The 21,964-nt window shown below is 40.4% G+C and carries 19 protein-coding genes and 1 tRNA gene; 16 read left to right on the forward strand and 4 right to left on the reverse strand.

Annotation, left to right across the window (positions count from 1 at the left end; translation table 11 throughout):
* The first annotated feature begins 24 nt into the window (after nucleotides 1-24).
* Complete coding sequence (locus BTO09_RS07415) at nucleotides 25-1,335, forward strand: amino acid permease (protein ID WP_087524174.1); 1,311 nt, start codon at nucleotides 25-27, stop codon at nucleotides 1,333-1,335.
* A gap of 2 nt (nucleotides 1,336-1,337) precedes the next feature.
* On the opposite strand, the gene BTO09_RS07420 is transcribed toward BTO09_RS07415, so the two are convergent.
* From BTO09_RS07420 to BTO09_RS07430, 3 genes are read right to left on the reverse strand one after another with little or no spacing between them, the layout of a single operon-like run.
* Entirely contained in the window at nucleotides 1,338-2,048 is a 711-nt protein-coding gene (locus BTO09_RS07420; protein WP_087524175.1) for a tRNA1(Val) (adenine(37)-N6)-methyltransferase, read from the reverse strand.
* Nucleotides 2,048-2,578: a ribosome maturation factor RimM gene (gene rimM / locus BTO09_RS07425; RefSeq protein ID WP_087524176.1), complete on the reverse strand. Its 531-nt coding sequence runs from the start codon at nucleotides 2,576-2,578 to the stop codon at nucleotides 2,048-2,050. The genes BTO09_RS07420 and rimM overlap by 1 nt, the downstream gene beginning before the upstream one ends.
* A 19-nt stretch (nucleotides 2,579-2,597) precedes the next feature.
* Nucleotides 2,598-3,110, reverse strand: coding sequence for a 30S ribosomal protein S16 (locus BTO09_RS07430; protein WP_087524177.1), 513 nt, complete (start codon nucleotides 3,108-3,110; stop codon nucleotides 2,598-2,600).
* Nucleotides 3,111-3,238: 128 nt separating this feature from the next.
* Between BTO09_RS07430 and BTO09_RS07435 the strand changes: the two genes are divergently transcribed.
* From BTO09_RS07435 to BTO09_RS07460, 6 genes are all read left to right on the forward strand, one after another.
* Nucleotides 3,239-4,042, forward strand: coding sequence for a DUF6252 family protein (locus BTO09_RS07435; protein WP_087524178.1), 804 nt, complete (start codon nucleotides 3,239-3,241; stop codon nucleotides 4,040-4,042).
* A 144-nt stretch (nucleotides 4,043-4,186) separates the two neighbouring features.
* A complete protein-coding gene (gene dnaE / locus BTO09_RS07440) occupies nucleotides 4,187-8,533 on the forward strand; it encodes a DNA polymerase III subunit alpha (protein ID WP_087524179.1) in 4,347 nt (1,448 codons plus the stop codon).
* Nucleotides 8,534-8,562: 29 nt separating this feature from the next.
* Nucleotides 8,563-8,907 carry a glyoxalase/bleomycin resistance/extradiol dioxygenase family protein gene (locus tag BTO09_RS07445; protein WP_232454911.1) on the forward strand — a complete coding sequence of 115 codons (345 nt, stop codon included), beginning with the start codon at nucleotides 8,563-8,565 and terminating at the stop codon, nucleotides 8,905-8,907.
* 114 nt (nucleotides 8,908-9,021) lie between these two features.
* Nucleotides 9,022-9,342 (forward strand): thioredoxin, encoded by a 321-nt coding sequence (trxA, locus tag BTO09_RS07450; protein WP_087524181.1) that lies wholly within the window; start codon nucleotides 9,022-9,024, stop codon nucleotides 9,340-9,342.
* A 63-nt stretch (nucleotides 9,343-9,405) separates the two neighbouring features.
* A complete protein-coding gene (locus BTO09_RS07455) occupies nucleotides 9,406-10,335 on the forward strand; it encodes a DUF58 domain-containing protein (RefSeq protein ID WP_087524182.1) in 930 nt (309 codons plus the stop codon).
* Between the two features lie 170 nt (nucleotides 10,336-10,505).
* Nucleotides 10,506-10,579: transfer RNA gene (locus BTO09_RS07460), tRNA-Asp, on the forward strand.
* A 563-nt stretch (nucleotides 10,580-11,142) separates the two neighbouring features.
* Here BTO09_RS07460 and BTO09_RS07470 read toward each other — a convergent pair.
* Complete coding sequence (locus BTO09_RS07470; protein ID WP_087524184.1) at nucleotides 11,143-12,309, reverse strand: DUF4221 family protein; 1,167 nt, start codon at nucleotides 12,307-12,309, stop codon at nucleotides 11,143-11,145.
* Between the two features lie 505 nt (nucleotides 12,310-12,814).
* Here BTO09_RS07470 and BTO09_RS07475 point away from each other — a divergent pair.
* The 9 genes from BTO09_RS07475 to lepB all read left to right on the forward strand — a co-directional run bounded on the left by BTO09_RS07475 (nucleotide 12,815) and on the right by lepB (nucleotide 21,889).
* Nucleotides 12,815-13,981: a hypothetical protein gene (locus BTO09_RS07475; protein WP_087524185.1), complete on the forward strand. Its 1,167-nt coding sequence runs from the start codon at nucleotides 12,815-12,817 to the stop codon at nucleotides 13,979-13,981.
* Nucleotides 13,944-14,408 carry a hypothetical protein gene (locus tag BTO09_RS07480; RefSeq protein WP_157663452.1) on the forward strand — a complete coding sequence of 155 codons (465 nt, stop codon included), beginning with the start codon at nucleotides 13,944-13,946 and terminating at the stop codon, nucleotides 14,406-14,408. The genes BTO09_RS07475 and BTO09_RS07480 overlap by 38 nt, the downstream gene beginning before the upstream one ends.
* Before the next feature lie 112 nt (nucleotides 14,409-14,520).
* Complete coding sequence (locus BTO09_RS07485; protein WP_255396787.1) at nucleotides 14,521-17,649, forward strand: efflux RND transporter permease subunit; 3,129 nt, start codon at nucleotides 14,521-14,523, stop codon at nucleotides 17,647-17,649.
* A 121-nt stretch (nucleotides 17,650-17,770) separates the two neighbouring features.
* Nucleotides 17,771-18,439 (forward strand): response regulator, encoded by a 669-nt coding sequence (locus tag BTO09_RS07490; protein ID WP_087524188.1) that lies wholly within the window; start codon nucleotides 17,771-17,773, stop codon nucleotides 18,437-18,439.
* Nucleotides 18,440-18,624: 185 nt separating this feature from the next.
* Nucleotides 18,625-18,846 (forward strand): hypothetical protein, encoded by a 222-nt coding sequence (locus BTO09_RS07495; RefSeq protein ID WP_087524189.1) that lies wholly within the window; start codon nucleotides 18,625-18,627, stop codon nucleotides 18,844-18,846.
* Nucleotides 18,847-18,863: 17 nt separating this feature from the next.
* Complete coding sequence (locus tag BTO09_RS14480; protein ID WP_157663453.1) at nucleotides 18,864-19,088, forward strand: hypothetical protein; 225 nt, start codon at nucleotides 18,864-18,866, stop codon at nucleotides 19,086-19,088.
* Nucleotides 19,089-19,201: 113 nt separating this feature from the next.
* Nucleotides 19,202-20,374 (forward strand): 6-bladed beta-propeller, encoded by a 1,173-nt coding sequence (locus tag BTO09_RS07500; RefSeq protein ID WP_157663454.1) that lies wholly within the window; start codon nucleotides 19,202-19,204, stop codon nucleotides 20,372-20,374.
* Nucleotides 20,375-20,383: 9 nt separating this feature from the next.
* Nucleotides 20,384-20,791: a DUF1573 domain-containing protein gene (locus BTO09_RS07505; protein WP_087524191.1), complete on the forward strand. Its 408-nt coding sequence runs from the start codon at nucleotides 20,384-20,386 to the stop codon at nucleotides 20,789-20,791.
* 144 nt (nucleotides 20,792-20,935) lie between these two features.
* Nucleotides 20,936-21,889 carry a signal peptidase I gene (gene lepB, locus BTO09_RS07510; RefSeq protein WP_255396801.1) on the forward strand — a complete coding sequence of 318 codons (954 nt, stop codon included), beginning with the start codon at nucleotides 20,936-20,938 and terminating at the stop codon, nucleotides 21,887-21,889.
* Nucleotides 21,890-21,964 lie beyond the last annotated feature (75 nt).

The raw sequence follows: 21,964 nt of genomic DNA on the forward strand, positions 1-21,964 counted from the left end.
AATTCCGCAGTTCACGGAGCTTTCATGGCAACAGCTACTCAGAAAATAGGCCTTCTCACCACTACTGCTTTTGTGGTCGGAAACATGATCGGTTCTGGCATATTCGTGCTGCCGGCCACCTTGGCAAAATACGGTAGTATAAGCCTTTTAGGTTGGATCTTTACAGCAGCAGGAGCCATAGTATTGGCCAAGATCTTTGCCAATCTGAGTAAGCTTGTAAGTAATCAAAGCGGTGGACCTTATGTGTTTGCAAGGGCAGGTTTTGGGGACTTCATTGGCTTTTTGGTGGCCTGGGGTTATTGGATCTCGGTTTGGGTGGTCAATGCTGGGATAGCCGTTGCAATTATTGGCGCACTTTCGGTCTTCTTTCCGAGTTTAGAAGAGAACGCCCTGCTATCGGTTTTTATAGGCCTTGCCTTTATCTGGTTCTTCACTTGGATCAATATTCGAGGTGTAAAACTCTCCGGAAAGTTTGCCGTGGTCACCACTGCTTTTAAGCTGCTGCCTTTGATCTTGATAATAATTGTGGGAGCCTTTTATTTTGACCTTGACAACTTTCCTGCATTCAATAATTCTGAGGCTACAGATCTTGACGCCTTCTCGGCAGTTTCCACGCTGACCTTGTTTGCATTTTTGGGTATAGAAACTGCTACGATACCTGCCGAGAATATAAAACATCCAGATAAGACTATTTCTAAAGCAACGCTATTGGGTACTGTGATAGCTACCTTAGTTTACGTTTTGGGCACTGTCATTCTCTTCGGATTGTTACCTGCCGATCAACTGGCAGATTCGCCCGCTCCCTTTGCGGAGGCTGGAGCTGTAATAGCTGGCGAGACAGGGGCTTATTTTATTGCTGGCGGAGCTACGATAGCTGCTATTGGAGCTTTGAATGGTTGGACCTTGGTAGTAGGACAATTGCCTATGGCTATGGCCCGAGACAATATGTTTCCGAAGGCTTTTGTAAAAAAGAACAGCAAAGATGCTCCCTATCTCGGCTTGATCTTAGGAGGCTTGCTCAGCTCTGCAATAATGCTGATGAATTTCAGTGAGTCCTTGGTCGATCAATTTGAGTTCATTGCCCTGCTAACTACCCTCTGTTGTCTGGTGCCATACCTCTTTGTGGCAGCGGCTTATGTACTCATTACTAGAAAAAAAGGCTTGTTTGCCGAAAAGAATATTCAAATAGGGACACTTGCTGTTCTCGGTGTGATATATTCTGTCTGGGCTATTTATGGCTCCGGAGCGGAAACGGTCTTTTATGGAACCTTTTTACTTATTGCAGGTTTGCCTGTTTTCGGTTGGATGAAGTACAAACAAGGCAAAAGCGTATAAGGTTACATTTTTAGGTAAAAATCCTTTACCAGATCGATATACTGCTCAGTGTACTGATGACGCTCAGTCTCTATGATCAAAGATGTTTGTTCGAGGGATTTTTGCAGCTTAGTGAATTGCAACAAACTGCGTTTTGCTGGAGTTTCAGGCCGTCCTTGTACGTCACAGCGACGGTAAAGGTTCAATCCAACCTGTGCAGCAAGAGCGACAAATTCATCCGCAGCATTAAAAGGTATCACGACCGCGAAACTGCCTTTATCTGCCAAAAGTTTAGCAGCACAAATAACCAAATGATCAAAAGGCAGGGCATCCGCAAAGCGCGCCTGATCGCGTTGCTCGTCGCCAGATTTATAATCTGCGGTAAAAAATGGTGGATTGCTTACTATTAGATCGTACTGATCATCTATCTCTTGGGTAAATTCCAAAAGGCCGGCATGGTAACAGAACAAGCGATCTGCCCAAGGGGCGGCTTCAAAGTTTTCGGTGCATTGTTCATAAGCGGCATCATCGATCTCAATTGCATCTATGGTCATCGCTGCACTGCGCTGGGCCATTTGCAAGGCAATAATTCCGGTGCCGGCTCCAATGTCTAGTATGGAATCCGCTTCATGGTCGATCTGTGTCCAAGCTCCGAGCAGCACTCCGTCAGTGCCGATTTTCATGGCGGCACGGTCTTGGGCAACAGTGAATTGTTTGAATTTGAAGGGTTGCATCAGCCTTCTAAATAAAGATCAATAAGGCCTTCGGGAGTGTCGAGCAAAATAAATTGCTGGTCTCTATTCACTTCCTTTATAAAGGCATCGTTAATAGGGATCAACACTTCGGTTCCGTTGGCATCAATGACAAACAAGTCTTGCGCAGTTTGATCATTGACCGCAGTAAGCGTGCCGACATCACCATGCTTGAGGTCTTTAATAGTAAAACCAATGATCTCGTGAAAGTAGAATTTGTTCCCTTCTAGTGGAGGTAATAGGTCTAAGGGTAAATAAAGATCGCTCCCCAGCAGGGCATCGGCATCTTCTTCGCTATAGACATCCTCAAATTGAATGCGCAACATGCGCGATTTGTGCAGGCTAATAGACTCAATAAAAAATGGAACCAGATTGTGGTGCAATTCCACAAACACTGATTCCATTTCTGTATACATTTCGGGTTCGTCTGTGTCTAAAGTGACTAAGAGCTCGCCCTTAAAACTGTATTTTTTTACGATTTTACCGAGAAAGAAACAGTCTTCCTTGCGCATCTCGTAAAACTAAGAAGGTTTATTCTTCTTCTTTAGCAGCATCGGCTTCTGCAGCAGCCTCTTCGGCAACTTCTTCACCTTCTGCTTCTGCAGATGCAGCAATACGAGCTTCGTTCACAGCCTTTTCAGCAGCTAGTGCTTCTGCTTTGGCCTTGGCCTTAGCATCTGCAATGCTTGCTTCTTTTTGGCTTACCGCTTTGGCTTTTTCTTCTACCCAAGCGTTGAATTTAGCTTCTGCTTGCTCCTCAGTCAAAGCTCCTTTAGCTACACCACCCATTAGGTGATTCTTTAGCAAAGCGCCTTTGTAAGAAAGAATAGCACGAGCCGTATCGGTTGGTTGAGCACCATTCTGCAACCACTGAACAGCACCATCAACATTTAGGTTGATCTCTGCAGGGTTTACATTAGGGTTGTAAGTTCCCAACTTCTCCAAAAAACGTCCGTCTCTTTTTGCGCGAGAATCCGCGGCTACGATCCAGTAAAAAGGCTTTCCTTTCTTACCGTGTCTCTGTAATCTGATTTTAACAGGCATAAAAATTAATTTTTGAGGTGCACGACCTCGGTTATAATTAAGGGCGCAAAGATAGGATAAATTTTAGTTGAAACTCAACAGATTATATTTTTTCTTTTACATTTGTGCAAATGCTAAAAACGCCTACTATGCAAAGGATTGCCCTATTCGCCCTTGTTGTTTTTACACTTTTTTCGTGTGAGGATATTCAGGACAACAATGCTATCATCCAAGGAAACGCTAATGATGTCTTCTTAAAAGGAGGTGCGGTTGCAACTCGCTTTGACGACGGAACGGTTGTTATTGCTGGAGCCACAGATAGTGAAGAACTCAACATTACGCTTACTTCGGCAGCTATTGGCACCTATACTTTTGGGCCCGGAAGTTCCAATGGTGCGGTATACACCGATGGGAGTGGAGAGTCTTATTCTACCTCAACTGCTTTAGGCAATGGAGAGGCGATAATCTCCGAAAGCAATTCTACAGACAATACTATTTCTGGAACCTTTACTTTTAATGCACATACGTTTGCACTACAAGACACCCTAAATTTTTCTCGAGGAGTCTTCTTTAAGGTGCCTGTAATTGGTGGAACCGGTTTGGCAGACGATCCTGGTGTTGCGCAAGGAATGTCAGCTACAATTAATGGTGCAGCCTTTGAGGCTGTTACTGTAGAAGGTCAGAATATTACTGGTTTTATCGTTATCAATGGCTCGGAAGGTACACAGAGTATAAGTCTGAGATTTCCCAACTTGGTTGGTCCTGGTGATTACGACCTCGCTCTTGGTGAATTTGAAGCTACATATGGCTTGGACGGAGTGGCCAGTGCTGCTACCTCAGGCACATTAACCATAATATCGAACAATACTGGAACAGGAGAAATTCAAGGGACTTTCTCTATTGCAGGAGACGGTTTTGAGATCACAGACGGCGCATTTGCAGTGATCTACTAAGACAAGAAACAAGGTATTCAAGACCCGCTTTTTGCGGGTCTTTTTTTATGCACAATTTTGGAGTTCGTGTTGATAAGTTCAGCGCAATTTTAGCTTGATTTTACTTACTTTTAAAGTTCACTTTTTGGAGCGCTCAAGCAACTTATGTATTTAATATTTGACACGGAAACCACCGGGCTTCCCAAGCGTTGGGATGCACCTGTTAGTGATACTGACAACTGGCCTAGAGCCATTCAGATCGCTTGGCAGTTGCACGACAGTATGGGAAATCTTCTGGAACAGAAAGATTATTTGATAAAACCGGAAGGTTTTAATATTCCTTTCGAAGCAGAATCCATTCACGGAATCTCCACGGAGTTGGCAGAAGCGGACGGCGTTCCTTTAGATCAAGTCTTGGAGGAGTTCAACGACGTCTTGGAGCGCAGTCAGTTTGTGGTTGGGCAGAATGTAGGATTTGACCTTAACATTATGGGAGCAGAGTTCTATCGAGAAGCGGTAGATACTTCCTTACTTTCTTTACCTGTTTTAGACACCTGTACAGAGACTACTGCGGAGCTCTGTAAGATCCCAGGTGGTCGCGGCGGTAAGTTCAAGCTGCCTACGCTTACAGAATTACACGAGCATCTTTTTGGAGATGGTTTTGCGGAGGCTCACAATGCTACAGCGGATGTGGAAGCAACAACACGCTGTTTCTTGGAGCTCATAAGACAAGGTGTTTACACTACCACCGAACTCAAAGCGCAACCTGACTATCTAGAGGCTTTCCAGAAAGCCAACCCACGTCCTGTAGATGTGATTGGACTGCAACACATCAACCTAAAAGAAGCATCTGCAAAACTAAGGGCAAAGCAACAAAAGCAAGAGGAAACTATCAGTACGGCAGAGCAGAGTGAGAATATCTCCGCTTTGGCCGAGGTGCCCTTTGCACATTTGCACAACCACAGTCAGTTTTCTGTGCTACAATCTACAGCCTCTATTCAAGATTTGGTCAATGCAGCAGCTAAGCACGAGATGAATGCTGTTGCCCTGACAGACCGCGGGAACATGATGGGAGCCTTTCATTTTGTGAGCGCAGTAGAGAAGTTCAATAAGAGTTTAGAGGAAGATCAGCAGCATAAAAAGATCAAGCCCATTATTGGTTGTGAGTTCTTTGTATGCGAAGACCGCCTGAATAAATCGCAAAAAGACAACGGCTACCAGGTCGTGTTTCTGGCCAAGAACAAGGCTGGGTATCACAATTTGGCTAAAATGGCCAGTATTGCTTATACAGAAGGATTCTACTACGTGCCTCGAATAGATAAAGAGGTGGTCTCCAGATATAAGGATGATCTGATTGTTCTAACGGGTAACCTCTACGGGGAAGTGCCTAATAAACTTTTAAATGTCGGTGAAAAGCAAGCCGAGGAGGCCTTGCTTTGGTGGAAGCAAGAGTTTCCCGACGATCTATATATAGAGATCGTCCGCCACGGACAAGAAGATGAGGATCGGGTGAATCCTGCGCTTATCACCTTGGCTCGCAAGCACGATTTGCCATTAGTTGCCTGTAATGACACCTACTATATAGATCAAGAAGATGCCAACGCTCACGACATTCTACTTTGTGTAAAAGACGGAGAAAAGCAGGCTACACCGATTGGTCGAGGCCGGGGTTATCGCTACGGATTGCCGAATCAAGAATACTATTTCAAAGGGGCTGATGCTATGAAGAAGCTCTTTGCGGATTTGCCTGAGGCCATTGAGAATGTAGCCAGAATAGTAGATCAAATAGAACCTTATACACTGGCCCGTGAGGTACTGCTCCCTAAGTTTGATATTCCCGAACAATTCCAAGTTGCCGAAGACGAGACCGACGGCGGTAAACGGGGAGAGAATAAATACTTAAGACACCTTACTTACGAAGGTGCAAAGAAACGATATCAAGAGATCACCCCAGAGATCGAGGAACGCTTGGATTTTGAACTGGACGTTATTGCCAATACAGGATATCCGGGTTACTTTTTGATTGTTCAAGATTTTATTGCAGAGGCGCGGAACATGGATGTTTCCGTTGGGCCGGGTCGTGGTTCTGCGGCAGGTTCTGCGGTGGCTTACTGCTTGGGGATCACTAATATCGACCCAATTAAGTACGACTTGCTTTTTGAGCGCTTCTTGAATCCGGATCGTGTGAGCATGCCCGATATCGATATCGACTTTGATGACGAAGGCCGTGGACGCGTGATGGATTATGTGATCCAGAAATACGGAGCCAATCAGGTGGCGCAGATCATTACCTACGGTACCATGGCTGCGAAATCTTCTATTAGAGATACTGCACGTGTTCTGGACTTGCCCTTGGGAGATGCCGATAGAATTGCCAAGCTTATCCCTACTATGGGGAAGTTGGGCAAGATATTCAATATGGAGGCCTCCAAACTCAAGCAGAGTTTTAGGGCAGACGAACTACAGAAGGTCAATGAGCTTTTAAACCTCTCGGAAGGTGAAGATTTGGAAGCTCAAACGATCAATCAGGCACGTATGTTAGAAGGTTCACTTAGAAATACGGGAATTCACGCCTGTGGGGTGATCATTACGCCGGATGACATTACCAATTTTGTACCTGTCGCGACTGCCAAGGATTCAGAACTCTATGTGACCCAGTTTGACAACGCGGTTGTGGAAAGTGCCGGTCTGCTCAAGATGGATTTCTTGGGCTTAAAGACCCTTACGCTGATCAAAGACACCGTAAAGCTGGTTAAGATTAAACACAACGTGGATCTTGATCCGGACAATTTCCCACTGGATGACGAGAAGACCTATGAACTTTTCCAACGTGGAGAAACGGTGGGAATCTTCCAATACGAATCCGTAGGGATGCAAAAGCACATGAAAGACCTTAAACCAACGGTCTTTGATGATCTTATCGCCATGAACGCCCTCTACAGACCTGGGCCTATGGAATACATCCCGAGTTTCATCCGCAGAAAACACGGGCAAGAGGAAATTACCTATGATCTTCCTGACATGGAAGAGTATCTTAAGGAAACTTACGGAATCACGGTTTATCAGGAGCAGGTGATGCTGCTGTCGCAAAAGTTGGCCAACTTTACCAAAGGTGAGGCCGACGTACTCCGTAAGGCGATGGGGAAAAAGCAAAAGGCCGTACTGGACAAGATGAAGCCCAAGTTCTTAGAGCAAGCAGCATCCAACGGTCACGACAAGGAAATGTTGGAGAAGGTTTGGAAAGACTGGGAAGCCTTTGCGAGTTATGCCTTTAACAAGTCGCATTCTACTTGCTATGCTTGGATCGCCTATCAGACGGCCTACTTAAAAGCACATTATCCGGCAGAGTATATGGCCGCGGTGCTTTCTAACAACATGAACGACATTAAGCAGGTGACCTTCTTTATGGAAGAGTGTCGTCGTATGGGCTTGCCAGTTTTGGGTCCTGATGTGAATGAATCCTTCTATAAATTCACGGTGAATGACGAAGGAGCCATACGATTTGGGATGGGAGCCATTAAAGGTGTTGGCGGAAATGCGGTAAAGACCATAGTAGAACACAGAAAAGATGGCAAGTACAAATCTGTGTTCGATCTGGCCAAGCGGATCGACCTTAGAGCTGCGAATAAAAAAGCCTTTGAGAATTTAGCTTTAGCTGGAGGTTTCGATGGATTTGACACCCACAGAGCACAATATTTCCACGACGAAGGAGATGGAGTGACCTTTTTAGAAAAGGTGATCAAATACGCGCAGAAATTTCAAGAGAACGAAAATTCTGCACAGGTGAGTCTTTTTGGAGATTCCTCAGAAGTTCAAATTCCGGAGCCTACGGTACCACCTTGTGAAGAATGGGGTACTATGAAAAAACTCAAGCAGGAGAAAGAAGTGGTTGGGATCTATATTTCTGGCCACCCGTTGGATGACTTTAAAACAGAGCTCCAAACTTTCTGCAATGCTACCACCAAGAACTTTAGCGATCTGGAATCTTATGTGAATAAAGAACTCACTTTTGGGGGTGTGGTGAGCGATGTACAACACCGCGTGTCTAAGAATGGTAAGGGCTGGGCTTTGTTTACAGTCGAAGACTACGACGATGCCTTTGAGTTCAGGATCTTTGGAGAAGAGTATTTGAAATACCGCCATTTCTTGGTGCCCAATAGCTTTATCTATGCTCGGATCTTTGTAAAAGAAGGTTGGGTGAATAGAGATACGGGTAAAAAAGGCGATCCGCGAATGCAATTCAATCAGATCCAAATGCTGCATGATGTTATGGATCAGTACGCCAAAAAGTTGACCATTCAGCTTAAGATAGACGAACTACAAGAAGAACGGATCCGAGTATTGAAGGATCTGATGACCTCTCACAAAGGCGATCAGCAATTGCATTTCATAGTCTATGAGATGGAGGAAAAACTCAAATTGCAGATGCCTTCGCGCAAGCAAAAGGTAAAGATCTCCAACGAACTCCTAGAGGCATTGGACCAAGCTCAAGTCTATTACAAACTCAATTAATGGCTCAGTGAATCCCGCATAAGAGTACAGTGGTGGTATTGCCAACTTCGGATCTGCAGCGGGACATCAAGTGGTATGCAGAATACACAGGATTTATAAAACGCTTTGCCAATGACGGTTACGCGGGTTTGTATCGAGATGGTATGGAGATTCATTTACAGTGGCATGCCGATACTGTGGACGATCCTGTAAACGGAGGTAGCGTGGTGAAGTTCTTTGTGGATTCTTTAGATGAGGTCTTTAAAGAGTTTTTGGAGCGAGGAACTGTAAAGCAATCCGCACTGCGTCGCAATACCCCTTGGGGCACGCACGAATTTGGCTTTTTTGATCTGAATAAGAACGCCTTATTCTTTGTGCAGGATTTAGATCCGTAGTCCGCTAACTATTTATAAGTTAACTCAATGCGTTTATAGGGTTTTCTAATATGCTCCTTGTAAGGAACAGAATAAAAAAAGACTACTTTTGTGTAACATAAAATTTAAAACACCATGGCTTTAGAAATAACAGATGCAACCTTTGAAGAAACCGTTCTTAAGAGTGACAAACCTGTAATGGTTGACTTTTGGGCTGCTTGGTGCGGACCATGTCGCATGGTAGGCCCTATCATTGATGAATTGAGTGCGGAATACGAAGGCAAGGCCGTAGTAGGAAAAGTTGATGTAGATGCACATCAGGAATTTGCTGCTAAATACGGTGTACGCAATATCCCGACTGTATTGGTTTTCCAAAATGGAGAAGTAGTAGGACGTCAGGTTGGTGTAGCTCCAAAGAACGTATATGCAGAAGCAATTGAGTCGTTACTCAATTAATTTATAGAACTATTAACTTGAAAAGGTTGGCTTAACGGTCAACCTTTTTTAGTTTAGCCTTATATGGACATTCAAAAGGAAATCAACGAGATATCGGGTTTTAAAAACTTGGAACTACTCGCTGCCCAAGTGGTAGAAGGATTTATCTCTGGTTTGCACAAGAGTCCATTTCACGGTTTTTCTGCGGAGTTTGCCGAACACAAGATCTATAATCCCGGAGAATCAACTAAGCATATAGACTGGAAGCTTTATGCCAAGACCGATAAGCTCTACACCAAACGCTACGAAGAAGAAACCAATCTGCGGTGTCATTTGATCATTGACAATTCTAGTTCCATGCATTATCCGGAGCTTAAAGAATATTCGATAGACTCGCTCAACAAGATCTCGTTCTCTGCTTTGGCTGCAGCAGCAATAATGAACCTGCTCAAACGTCAACGGGACGCCGTTGGGATGAGTATCTATTCTGATACTTATGAGTATTACGTGAATGAAAAGGGGAGCGAAAGGCATCATCAGCAGTTGTTGCATCAGCTCAATGCGGCCATAATAAAACCCGGCCGATCCAAGCAGACCCAGACTTATACCTTTTTACATCAGATTGCAGAAAAGATGAAGCGCCGTTCCTTGGTGTTTCTCTTTACCGATATGTTCCAGACCGAAGCTTCTCGAGAGGCTCTGTTCGAAGCATTACAACATTTAAAGTATAACAAGCACGAGGTGGTGCTCTTTCACGTTTTTGATAAGGAGTTGGAGTGGAATTTCGATTTCAATAACCGTCCTAAGCGCTTTGTAGATGTGGAGACAGGTGAACATATAAATCTTTATGCGGACTCGGTACGCGATGATTATCAGACGGCTATCTCCAATTATTTTGAGGCGATCCGATTGCAATGCGGCCAGTATAGAATCAAATATGTTGAAGCCGATGTTCGCAAGGCATTTGATACTATTTTGACCACTTATTTGGTGGAACGACAAAAGTTCGCCTAGGTGTAAAATTTCTTAAATTTATATTTGCCACATTCAAATTGAACTGTATATTTGCATTCGCTATTACAGCCTGGGGCGTTAAACCTCCAAAAAGTATGGTAACAATTTTATCTAAAATCAACTGTTGTTGATGTCCTCCTTCGCCGAAGCTTCGGAGGATGATAAAAATTGGTCTGGTAGTTCAGTTGGTTAGAATACCTGCCTGTCACGCAGGGGGTCGCGGGTTCGAGTCCCGTCCAGACCGCAACAAAGTAGAACCCTTCACGATTAAGTGAAGGGTTTTTTTGTTTCCAAGCCCAAAAGCTTGCTTTTGAGGCGTAGGAAACAAAAAAAGACTTCTCCTGCTGCAAGCAGGAGGTAAGGGTTCACTTTATTGCTGGACCACCCCTGTGGACCATTTTTGCGAAGCAAAAATGAATCCCGTCTCTAAATTTAGCTAGTACTTTTTAAAAGCAGGAAATAAAAAACACTACTGCCGGAGGCAGTAAGGGTCCACTTTATTGCAGGACCACCCCTGCGGACCATTTTTGTGAAGCAAAAATGAATCCCGTCTCTAAATTTAGCTAGTACTTTTTAAAAGCAGGAAACAAAAAAAACGCAATTGGCCGAAGGCCATAAAATTGAATCGATACAAGACCTCCTTCCGAGGATGTTTTTTCACGTAGTGAAAAAACAATCCCGTTTTGATCGTAAAAACTTGTTTTTAATGAAGAAAGTCAAAAAGGAGGGCAATTGGCCGAAGGCCATGAAATTAATTCGTTATAAGAATCCCATCCTAATTGAATTGTGGAGTTTTTAGAGATTTGTTTAGTCCCAGGTCAGACGAATAAATTGAAGCTCGTCTTCGTTTTCTGATAGTGTTTGAAAATACATGGTGTTACCCTGCAAATAAATGCCCGAAAACGTGATTGTAAATCCTAGATCAATGTTTTTTAATAGCTGTAAGCTCCCTTTATCAAATAACTGAACTGCAGATTTTTTGGGATGCTTATTTGCTTCGTAAACCGGAACACTTTCTGGCACTGCTCCTTGATATACACGTGCAATTATTGTGTTGTTAACAAAGATAGGCCCATAATTAGAGTTAAATATGTATGCGTTGAGTAGATTGCTAATATCGGTCATATCTGCCCCTGCATCACTGATTTTTTTGTAGTCCATATTGACATCTTCCAACCCTTCTGTAGATAGTTCATAGTTTGTCGTTTCACCAGAGGCTATGTTGTAAACCTGTAGCTCTGGTAGTCCAGAATAGACTAGATAAATATTCTTGTTATCGCTATCTGCAAAGACGATCTCATTAAAACCAAAATCCTTTTCTAAGTATGCCTCAGGAAAACCAATATCCAAAATTTTTGCCTCATCGTTTTTTAGGTCGTATTCCCCTAAAACTTTGAAGGATCTAAAAAAACCTTTAACGTCCTTTTGTTTGGATACCTGCATATTGGCATTTTTGATGAAAAATTTACCCGTTTCCCTTTGGTAGATCAATCCATTATCTTTATCAGGATATAGGAAATGGTTCAAATAATAAGGTTTATCTGAATTACTGTTTATTGGAATTTTCCTCTTTATATTGCCATCAGCATCCATTACGGTAAAGTAGAAATATCCAATTAGAAAAATAGTGTCATTTACGACTGTGATTTCGTTAAAGGGTTGCACTGAATTTGGCCCTTCTATTTCTAATTGTATGCTTCTTACATAGGCTTCACTCTCGAAATTGAAGATATCTATAGCGTGTTTGACCTCGTTATAGCCGTAATACAAACTTGATTTACTGTCAAATGCCGTGGTGTTATAATATTGACTGAGTTCAGGCTTTAGTTTTATGCTTAAGGTATCCCGAACTACAGATGAAATGTTGGCTATTGGCTCCCCATCAATGGGTTTTTTAGTAGACTCAGATTTACTATTACAACCGAATAAGGCAATGAGAAATACCCCCAGAATAATTAGAATTTTCGTTTGCATATGAAGTAGATAAAAAAACGAAAAGTGGGTTGAACATCTCAGTAACCAATTTTATATGTTAAAGGTACAACTCAATTGCATATTAAAATTGCACTAAAAGTGCAATATTAATTATTCAACCATACTTACATTCAAGGTTTAATTGTAGGCGTAAACCGAAAAGCCTTGGATAGAGTAGGTGCTTAAATCATAATTATGAAAAAAAATGTATTATTCGCAATCGTATTCGCCTTTTTGTTTGCACCGTCAATACTAAATCTGGATAGTATCAACGCAAAAGATACTTCTTCGCGTAGTTTGAGAGGTAATACTGAAGTTATTCAAGAAACTGAAGAGTGCTTTTCGGGGTATAGATATATGTGTGGAGGTGTGGGTGATCTTTGTGATATCACTACTTGGATATGTTATCAGTTTCGTACAAACCAATAACATTCTTTAATGCCTTGACTAAAAGAATTTAATTACAAGTAAAAGGAAGAGTATTCTTCCTTTTTTAATTTACTATATGAAGATTTGGTTTATTTCACTGGTAATTATCCTTTTTTCTTGTTCCCGAAACTCTAAAGAAGTTGGAATAGATTATAAGGAGAATCAAAAGCTTGAAAAATTAAGTACAGATACCTTTTCAATAAAAGATTGGAATTATTTAGGCACGGGGAAATCTAAGAAGGTGCTGCGTCAAAAGGACTCCCTGTATTTTATTACGCTTAATACCTCGCAACAGAAGTTGGAACTTGTCAATCTCACAGCAAAGAAAATTGACACCATTCTAGATTTTTACAATACGGACCAATTCCTAAAGCGCAAATTGGAATTTGGTGATTTTTTAGCTGTGAATCTGGATTCTATTTTCCTTTTCTCGAATAAAAATGCCAAACTCTGCTTAATAAATAGCAAGGGAGTTATTAAGAAGATATGGAATATCAATGATGTATATGAAAGTGGACAAACTGATGACTTTTTCGAAATTACAACTGTTGATTCATATTCATTTCATTTCGATCTTACAAACAAGAATATTCATTTTAGAACATTTCCACCTTACAATTTTGATTCTGATAAGGAATTTTACAAAAAGGCTTTTGCAAGAAAATTTAATCTGGAGAGCGAGAATTTTTTAGAATCATTCGGGGAATGGCCAGACCAATACGCGAATCAAGATTTTTTAAGACCCAATAATTACAATTTAAGCTACATTCCCTTTTTTGATAAAGGGATCTATTTTTTGTCTATGAAATACGATCACAACATTTATAAGTATCAGGCAAATAATGACAGTTTAGTAGGGGTTTTTGACGGCAAGAGTAATTTTTTAAACACTTTTGAAAAATTACCAAGAAAGCGAGATGCCCAAAAGTATATCAGCTTTATAACAACCAATGGGTCGTATAATCGGCTTATGTACGAGGAGGAATCGAATAGATTTTACAGAGTGGTTGTACATGAACAACCCTTAAAGAATCCGTTAACCAATAGATTAAATAACCCAACTTTTAACAGGAGTTTCTCAATTATCGCTTTTGATGAGAACATGATTAAAATTGGCGAAATGGCTTTCGATGGATCAGCATTTACCTTTTTTGCCGTAACACCAACACCTTCTGGTATATTGATAAACTCTAAAAATATCGAAGATGAGAGCGAGAACATTTTTACTCATATTAATTTTTAACCAGATATTGGTTTCTTGTAAAAATGAAGGTGCTTATGCTTACTGTGAAGATTTTACTGCTTACTTAACACAAGAACTTCAAGTTGACAATTTAGAGGGAGAGAATATTTATTTTTTGCTTCCAATCAACGGCTGTGATAACTGCATAAAGTTAAATATAGGTTTGTTAAGTAGTACAAAATACAATGTACAGCTAATCTTAGTTGGTGAAACTTTTGATACGGAAAGGGTATTACAAATTCAAAATTTGTATGATTTGTATGATAACATTTTAGTTGATGATAAGTTTGTGATATCACAATATGAAACAGGTTTTTCCAAACCAATGATTGTTGATATGAAAGATGGTAAATGCATTTATCATCTGAACATAAGCGACTTTAAAATTGAAGAAGCAAAAATGTATTTAGACAAACGAGCACTATAATTTTAGAACATCCTTCTTAATTGATATTCTTTATATTTCGTAGTTGTTAAGGCAAATAACCACCATTTTGTTTAATTTAAGCCTCTCCCTACAATGGTAATTCTTAACCAACTTGAAGTTTTCTTCCTTTAAAATATTAGTTGTTATTATGGTCTTGACCATAATAGGTCTCGGTTTGGCTTCGCGTTTGTCATTGCGCTTAAACCCAAGTAAAACACCTCCTTCTATACGTGTTGATTACAGTTGGCCTGGGGCATCTTCTAAATCTGTCGAACAGCAGATCACAGCTACCTTGGAAGGTGGTTTTAGTACCCTTCGGAATATAGAAAAGATAAGTTCAAGGTCTTCGAAATCTAGAGGATATGTACAGATCAGTTTTGATAAATATGCCGATATAGACATAGCTCGTTTCGAAGTAGCCACTGTGATACGGCAATTGTATAAAAGCTTTCCGGTTAACTGTAGTTATCCTGTGATCAGTGTTAACCGCCCGGATGATGATCAACAAGGTGTTTTTTTATCTTATAGTGTTAATGCCCCGCGTTCTCGTTTGGAGATACAAGAGACAGTAAGTGCGCGTATTGTTCCCCAGATCGGTTCTTTGAGTGGCATTGATCAAGTGAACGTTAATGGTGCCAATCCTTTAGAGTTCCTTATTAGTTTTAACAATGATAAATTAAGGGCCTTAAATATAGGGAAGCAGCAGCTTGTCTTTGCAGTAGACCGCCTGTTCGAACGAGTTTCGATAGGAAAGGTGCATCAAAGTATGCTGGAATTCAACGTGGTGGTTAAACCTGGGCCGCAGCAATTACAATGGCATATTCCCTTAACTGAGGTTGGAGGAAAGATAGTTTACCTCGATGAGATATCTCAGATACGCAAGCAGGAACAAGAAGCCAGAAGCTATTACCGTGTCAATGGTAAAAATGCCATCACTATTGGTTTGAACGCGACCAAAGACGCAAACACTATCGCCCTTGCAAAAGAGGTTGTCCTACTGTTGGATGAGATTCAGAAAACACTGCCATCAGACTATACAATCGTAAAAGATTACGACAGTACCACATACCTACAGGAAGAACTAAGTAAGATCTATAAGCGCAGTATTTACACCCTCATAATCCTACTATTGTTCATAGGTTTGGTGAGCTTGTCTTTGCGATATCTCTTTACGGTGGTTATCTGCCTGGTCGCAAATATTTGTATTGCTTTTGTATTCTATTATTTATTCAGGGTGGAGATTCAGTTGTATTCTCTGGCGGGAATAACAATTTCTTTAGGCATTATCATTGACAATATTATCGTAATGACAGATCACCTCAGAATGCAGGGAAACAAAAAAATCATTATTCCCATATTGGCCTCAACCTTAACTACAATGGGTGCTTTGAGCGTAATCAACTTTCTGGATGATGAGTACAAACTAAATTTGATAGACTTTGCTAAAGTTATAAGTATAAACCTTGGCGTCTCCTTGGTAATTGCATTTTATATGGTGCCCGCGATTCTAAAGCGGATCGCATACAAGACAAAGCAAAAAAATGTAGCGATTGAGAGATTCTCGGTCTGGTTCTATCCAAAATATGCAAATTTACTACGGTTCTTACTCGGGTATAAGAAAGTGGCTATCATCTTGCTCATCCTGATCTTTGGTGTGCCTTTCTTTATGCTTCCAAAACAATTAGAGAGCAATCAAACCTGGTACCAAAAAGCGTATAACAATACACTGGGTAATGAGTGGTATTTAGAGCATATACGGCCTTCTGTTGACAAATATCTAGGGGGTAGTTTCAGACTCTTTTCGTACTTCGTTTATGAGAATGCCTTTTACAGCCGTAACGAAGAGACAAAACTTTATGTTATAGGCAGCATGGAAAAAGGAGCCACAGTGCATCAAATGAATGAGGTTTTTCTTGGTTTGGAGAATTATTTGAGTCCAATGGTCGAAGTGGATAGGTATGTGACCAATGTATATAGTGGAGATTACGCCCGTATGGAAATAACCTTTAAAGAGGATTTTGTAAACACAGCATTTCCTAATCAACTAAAGGCCAGATTAATTAGAAAAGCCTTAGATTTTGGCGGCTTAGAATGGAGTATTTACGGTGTTGGACAAGGCTTTAACAACAGTAATGCTGTTGGGGCTATCAATAATTATTCGGTACAGGCTAGAGGCTACAATTATGAAAAATTAAGTGAATTAGCTCTGCAATTAAAGGAAGCACTAGAGGCACATCCCCGTATACAGGAAGCCCAAATCACTGACAATAGTGACTTTTCAAGAAAGTCCGGTTATGAATATCAGTTTAGCTTAGACAAACAGGCCCTGGCATTGCAAGGCAGTTCGCCACAGCGTTTTATGCGGCAACTACAAGATGTTAGCTTGCAAAAGAACACAGATCTTAATTTAACATTGGCAGGGCAAAACTATCCCTTGCGTTTTGAATCTACAAGGGCTTATGACTTTGACCTTTGGAATATTAAGAACAACCCAATGGACAGTCTTGATTTCCCAAAACGCTTCGCCAATGTAGGAACGGTGGTAAAGGTAAAAGAGCAAGAGAATATCGATAAAGAGAATCAGGAATATCTGAGAAAAATAAAATTTCAATATACTGGTGCTGCAAAATTCGGAAGCCGATTTTTGAGCAAGACCCTAGACAGTATTAATCCTACATTACCCATTGGTTTTACCTTTGAGCGTAGCCAGAGGAGTCTAAGTTTTTTCAAAACAGAGGAAACCTCGCAATATACTTGGCTACTTCTTTTGGTTATTGCCATAATATATCTGCTTTGCTCAACACTTTTCGAAAGCTTTACGCAGCCATTTATAATTTTAAGCGTGATTCCCATTTCTTTTATTGGGGTGTTTTTGACCTTTTACTGGTTTGATTATAATTTTGATCAAGGCGGTTTGGCCAGTTTTGTTTTGCTTAGTGGACTCACTGTCAATGCATCTATATTTATTATAAATGATTTCAACTTTTTGCGAAAGACCGGTATGGATGGACTCTCAGCTTATATAAAAGCCTTCAGGCAGAAGATATTCCCAATTTCACTTACCATTATCTCTACCATTCTCGGTTTTATACCCTTTGTGGCTGACGGGCAGAATGAAGTTTTTTGGTTTGCCCTAGGAGCGGGGACTATAGGCGGTCTGCTTTTTTCTTTTGTAGGAATACTAATTTATCTGCCCCTATTTAGCTTAAGAAGAGCTAGAAAATTTGATGATGCATTTTGAGTTTGCAGAAATTCTGATAACTTCGTGATTCTCCCCGATTTATATAATTGAGGTCAGTTGTAAATAACTGATTGCACAACTAGTTGTTTAGGAACAGCATTGTTCTAAATGCAAATTGTCTATGTACAAGCCTTTCAGAGTACTATTGGTAGAGGACGAACCTCTTGTGCGTAATGTTTACGTATCTAAACTAGAGAGTTACGTCCAGCAAGCTCAAAAGGTTCTTAGTGTTTATGAAGCCAATAATTGTGAGAAAGCTTATTTCTATATATCCAAAAGCGTAACCCCATTTGATCTGGTAATTTTGGATCTTCGAATTCCCGCCAGTTCACAATACAATTTATTCAACGGTATCGATGTGGGAAACCTGCTACTTAAGCAATACAGTGAAACGCCGCTTATTGTGGCTACAGCAAATTATTCCTGGTGGCACCTGCACCGTATTTTTGCAGAGCTCAATCCCAAGGGTTGCTTAGTAAAGAGCAGTATCAAAGCATGGGAGATAGATCGTGCTATAGCGGCCGTGGTTACTGGCGGCAATTATTATTGCCAAAGTACAACAGCCTATCTCAATAAAAATCCCTTAAAGGAACTAGGTATGGATAAAACCGACCTAAAAATGCTCAACGAGTTAAACCAAGGCTCAACGAATAAAGAAATGAGAGCGTCTTTGCTGCTATCTAAACGAGCTATAGAGTATCGTAAAAAGCGGCTTAAAGAAAAGCTTGGGGTTTTAGATCAAAGCAACCGAGCCCTTATCTTAAAGGCTAAATCTATGGGTATTATTTAGTTGCTCTAAAATTTCCGTTGAGGTATTCTCACACAGAACAGTTGTTCTTTTTAAAATTCCGATCAAAAGATATCAGCCGAGAAATTTCGTTCCAAAAAACATATTTGCACTATATGCGCAAAATTTATCGCGTTTCTTTCAATATTCTTGAAAAACAAAAAGATTAATTCCGTAATCACGAGATCATGAGAAAACTAAAATTATTCACCCTAGCTGCAGGAGTGGCCTTTACATGTTTGAGTCTGGTTAATACCACCTCGGCAGAAGCATCGTTTACAGAGGCAAAAAAAATTAATCAAATTGACTGCAGAGATGCAGCTGGAAGATTAACTGGATCAGGAGCCGAATGTATCCAAGGCGAAGGTTATTGTGTTCCAAATCCATGCGGCGACGAAAACAATAATTAATCCTAAAACTAATATTCATGAAAAAACTAAAATTATTAACTGTCGTAGCAGCGGTGTCGGCATTTTCGTTGAGTTTTTACGGCTATTTTCAATCGGATGCTAGTGTAATAGGACCTGTGAAGAAGATTATGGAAATTCCTTGTTTCAATAACGAAGGTTTCTATGCATCTATCGGAACTCTATGTGTACAAGGCGGAGGTAATTGTGCTCCAAACCCTTGCCCTGATGGAACGAATCAGTAGTAAAAACTAAAACCTGAATAGCTAAGTAGTGTCGGCCCTTTATGGACTGCGCTACTTTATTTATTGTATTTAATCTCATTACATTTAATGTTTCACGGAATTCGTAAATGGTTATGAAAAGAATGCTGCCTCAAATTCTTATTTGTTTTATGCTATTGTTCTCGGTAAGTTGTGTTGAAAAAGAGGATCACATAGATTATCAACAAGCCTCATTAATTGACATTACCCAGGCCGAAAAGAACTTAGAAGTACGCCTAGCTTCGCTATTTGGTGAGAGTAGATTCATTCCATTAATGGAAATAGCGGAAATAGATGCCTTGGCGAGCATAGACAAAGTAATTGAACACAAGAATAAATTTTTTGTTCTTGATAAGAAAAAATCGAATATCCTCGTATTTGACCAGAGTGGTAAGTTTCTAAATAAAGTAGGCATCCGAGGTGGTGGCCCAAAGGAATATGAATCTATCTTTGATTTCGATATTGATAAGAAGAATGATGAGATCATAATTCTAGATGCACAAATTCGTTTGACGATTTACAATTCAAAAAACGATTTTGTGCGAAAGGTTGATTTTAAAGGATTCTACCCAGAATCACTCTCGGTTTTAGCGCCCAACGTACTGGCCTGTTCCATCGGCTATATAGAACCTGGTCAATACGCTATAAAAATAGTAGACACAAAAACTGGAACTCCTACTGGCTATTTCGGGAAATATCCTGATGACTATGATGATTACAAAAGTTTTGGATTGTCTGGAGGCATGAATAAATCGGCAGATAAGGTGTATTTCACTTACAAGTCTTCTTCAGTTATTCTTTCTCTGGATAATGAACTCAATTTCACACCCGTATACCGCTTTAATTTTGGGCCAAAAACCTGGCCAGAAGAACAAAAGTTCGATCTTCCTGGTTTTGACGCAAAAACCAATGCCAGAGATGTGGCATATTTAACCAATAAGTACTATGTGGATTCGAATATGATAGCATTCTCTTTTATAAACGAGAGTATGTATAATCTGGCTTATTATTTCAAGGATGCCGATAAAACCTATATTCCTCAAAATAAGGCCGACGACCTCACACTGCGATTTTTGGAAATACCTGTGGGTAAAAGTAGTACTAGCGAATACATCAGCGGTTTACAATTTGAGCGCTTTGAAATCTACAAAGAACTCAGTGATGAATTTACTGGTGTATTGCAGAATATAAACCCCGACTTGTTACCAGCCTTAGACTCTTTGAATTACGAGAACAGCGACCTACTGTTTTTTTATAACTTCAATTGATCCAACCCAATGAAAGAAAAGATTATATGGACGGTAGCGCTTGTAATTCTTTTGTCCCTTTCGGGTATTAAGGCATATAATATATGGTTAAAAAAGGAAGATGCACCTGTTGAAGTAAAGGCAACCTTGAAGGAAAATATAATTGATATTGGTAGAGTTGCTCAGAGCGGTGAATCTAAAGCTACCTTCGAGATCACAAACGATGGAACTAATCCAATTCGAATAGAATCCATTGATGCTGACTGTGATTGTACAGTTATCGACTGGGATTCTAGCCCGATCAAACCGGGGCAGAGAACTTTCATTACCTTACAGTACAATAATGAAATCACTGGCTTTTTTGAGCAAAAAGCCAATGTCTATTTTGAAAAGTCAAAGGTGGTCCTTTTGTTAATTATGAGAGGTACGATCTATTGAGCCAAAAAAAGGTATAAGTTCATTTAATAAATAATATTTTTCAGCTTGCCAGAAGCATCAAATATAAACCCAGGCAGAAAGATCATTTTCGTTTTGCTCGTGGTAGTTAGCCTTGTATTTTTAGTCTGGTCGCGGCTCGTATTGGTGTTTATCTTTTTGTTGATTGTATTCGATTTTGTTACTACGGGCTATCTGTATTCTATTCTAAGACCTCGGCTTCCATCCATTGTTTTAAAATTAATATCGCTTCTGTTTTACATTGCGACACCCGTACTATTTGCTGTGTTAATACGTACTTTATTTTTTGACTACTACTACGTGCCGACAGCCTCCATGGAAAGAACTATTTCTAAAGGAGAATATGTTCTTACCAACAAGGTAGCCTACGGTTCTCGTATACCCAGAAGTTGGAAAGAGATCCCTGTTTTTGGTAATTTATTTAAATCTCATGTAGACACGATAAACTTCCAACCCTTTACTTCATTGAATCCCTTTAAAGATTATCAAAGAGAGGATATTGTCGTTTTTAAGGCTATTGACCAAATCGATAAGTATTATGTAAAAAGAATCGTTGGTTTACCCACAGACACCCTTCTAATAGCAAATGGGCAAGTTTCAATAAATGGCAGCCTACTTCCCGATAAAGAGCAATACTGCAAAAACTATCTTGTCACCAACACTCTGGGAAAGAGGTCAATAAGAAATTTATCAAATTCAGAATATCGGGTATTTGTGAACGAGGAGGCAAATAAGAACCTAAGCATTGGTCCGGACACAATTACAAAAGGTTCCCGCCTGCTGGGAGGGAGTCAACACCCAAATTGGGATGCGAATAATTATGGACCTCTTATAGTTCCCGGGGAAGGTCTGACTGTGCTAATCAATAAGGAGAATTATCCACTCTACAAGTATATCCTAGAGAATTTTGAGGATTGGCAAACTCCTGTTCCTTCTGGCAATGAAACTAATTTGCATACATTTAAGCAGGACTATGTTTTCGTCTTAGGCGACAACCGAGATGGCTCAATTGATTCTCGTAATTTTGGAGTAGTGCCGTTTAATTTTCTTCAAGGAAAAGTAGTTAAAATTATCCGCTGATATGAATTGTCAATTGCACTTATAGTGCAACTTTTATAAGGTACTTATTCTTAACTTCCATCTATCTTATGATAT

The organism is Gilvibacter sp. SZ-19, from assembly GCF_002163875.1.
GTDB lineage: Bacteria > Bacteroidota > Bacteroidia > Flavobacteriales > Flavobacteriaceae > Gilvibacter.

What these genes read in the sequence shown, in the direction of transcription:
- BTO09_RS07480 (WP_157663452.1), top strand. Translation starts at nt 13,944, where the DNA reads ATGAGAGCGAGAACATTTTTACTCATATTAATTTTTAACCAGATATTG.
- BTO09_RS07475 (WP_087524185.1), top strand. Translation starts at nt 12,815, where the DNA reads ATGAAGATTTGGTTTATTTCACTGGTAATTATCCTTTTTTCTTGTTCC.
- dnaE (WP_087524179.1), top strand. Translation starts at nt 4,187, where the DNA reads ATGTATTTAATATTTGACACGGAAACCACCGGGCTTCCCAAGCGTTGG.
- BTO09_RS07495 (WP_087524189.1), top strand. Translation starts at nt 18,625, where the DNA reads ATGAGAAAACTAAAATTATTCACCCTAGCTGCAGGAGTGGCCTTTACA.
- BTO09_RS07455 (WP_087524182.1), top strand. Translation starts at nt 9,406, where the DNA reads ATGGACATTCAAAAGGAAATCAACGAGATATCGGGTTTTAAAAACTTG.
- trxA (WP_087524181.1), top strand. Translation starts at nt 9,022, where the DNA reads ATGGCTTTAGAAATAACAGATGCAACCTTTGAAGAAACCGTTCTTAAG.
- BTO09_RS07435 (WP_087524178.1), top strand. Translation starts at nt 3,239, where the DNA reads ATGCAAAGGATTGCCCTATTCGCCCTTGTTGTTTTTACACTTTTTTCG.
- rimM (WP_087524176.1), bottom strand. Translation starts at nt 2,578, where the DNA reads ATGCGCAAGGAAGACTGTTTCTTTCTCGGTAAAATCGTAAAAAAATAC.
- BTO09_RS07420 (WP_087524175.1), bottom strand. Translation starts at nt 2,048, where the DNA reads ATGCAACCCTTCAAATTCAAACAATTCACTGTTGCCCAAGACCGTGCC.
- BTO09_RS07505 (WP_087524191.1), top strand. Translation starts at nt 20,384, where the DNA reads ATGAAAGAAAAGATTATATGGACGGTAGCGCTTGTAATTCTTTTGTCC.
- BTO09_RS07430 (WP_087524177.1), bottom strand. Translation starts at nt 3,110, where the DNA reads ATGCCTGTTAAAATCAGATTACAGAGACACGGTAAGAAAGGAAAGCCT.
- BTO09_RS07415 (WP_087524174.1), top strand. Translation starts at nt 25, where the DNA reads ATGGCAACAGCTACTCAGAAAATAGGCCTTCTCACCACTACTGCTTTT.
- BTO09_RS07490 (WP_087524188.1), top strand. Translation starts at nt 17,771, where the DNA reads ATGTACAAGCCTTTCAGAGTACTATTGGTAGAGGACGAACCTCTTGTG.
- BTO09_RS07470 (WP_087524184.1), bottom strand. Translation starts at nt 12,309, where the DNA reads ATGCAAACGAAAATTCTAATTATTCTGGGGGTATTTCTCATTGCCTTA.
- BTO09_RS07500 (WP_157663454.1), top strand. Translation starts at nt 19,202, where the DNA reads ATGAAAAGAATGCTGCCTCAAATTCTTATTTGTTTTATGCTATTGTTC.
- BTO09_RS14480 (WP_157663453.1), top strand. Translation starts at nt 18,864, where the DNA reads ATGAAAAAACTAAAATTATTAACTGTCGTAGCAGCGGTGTCGGCATTT.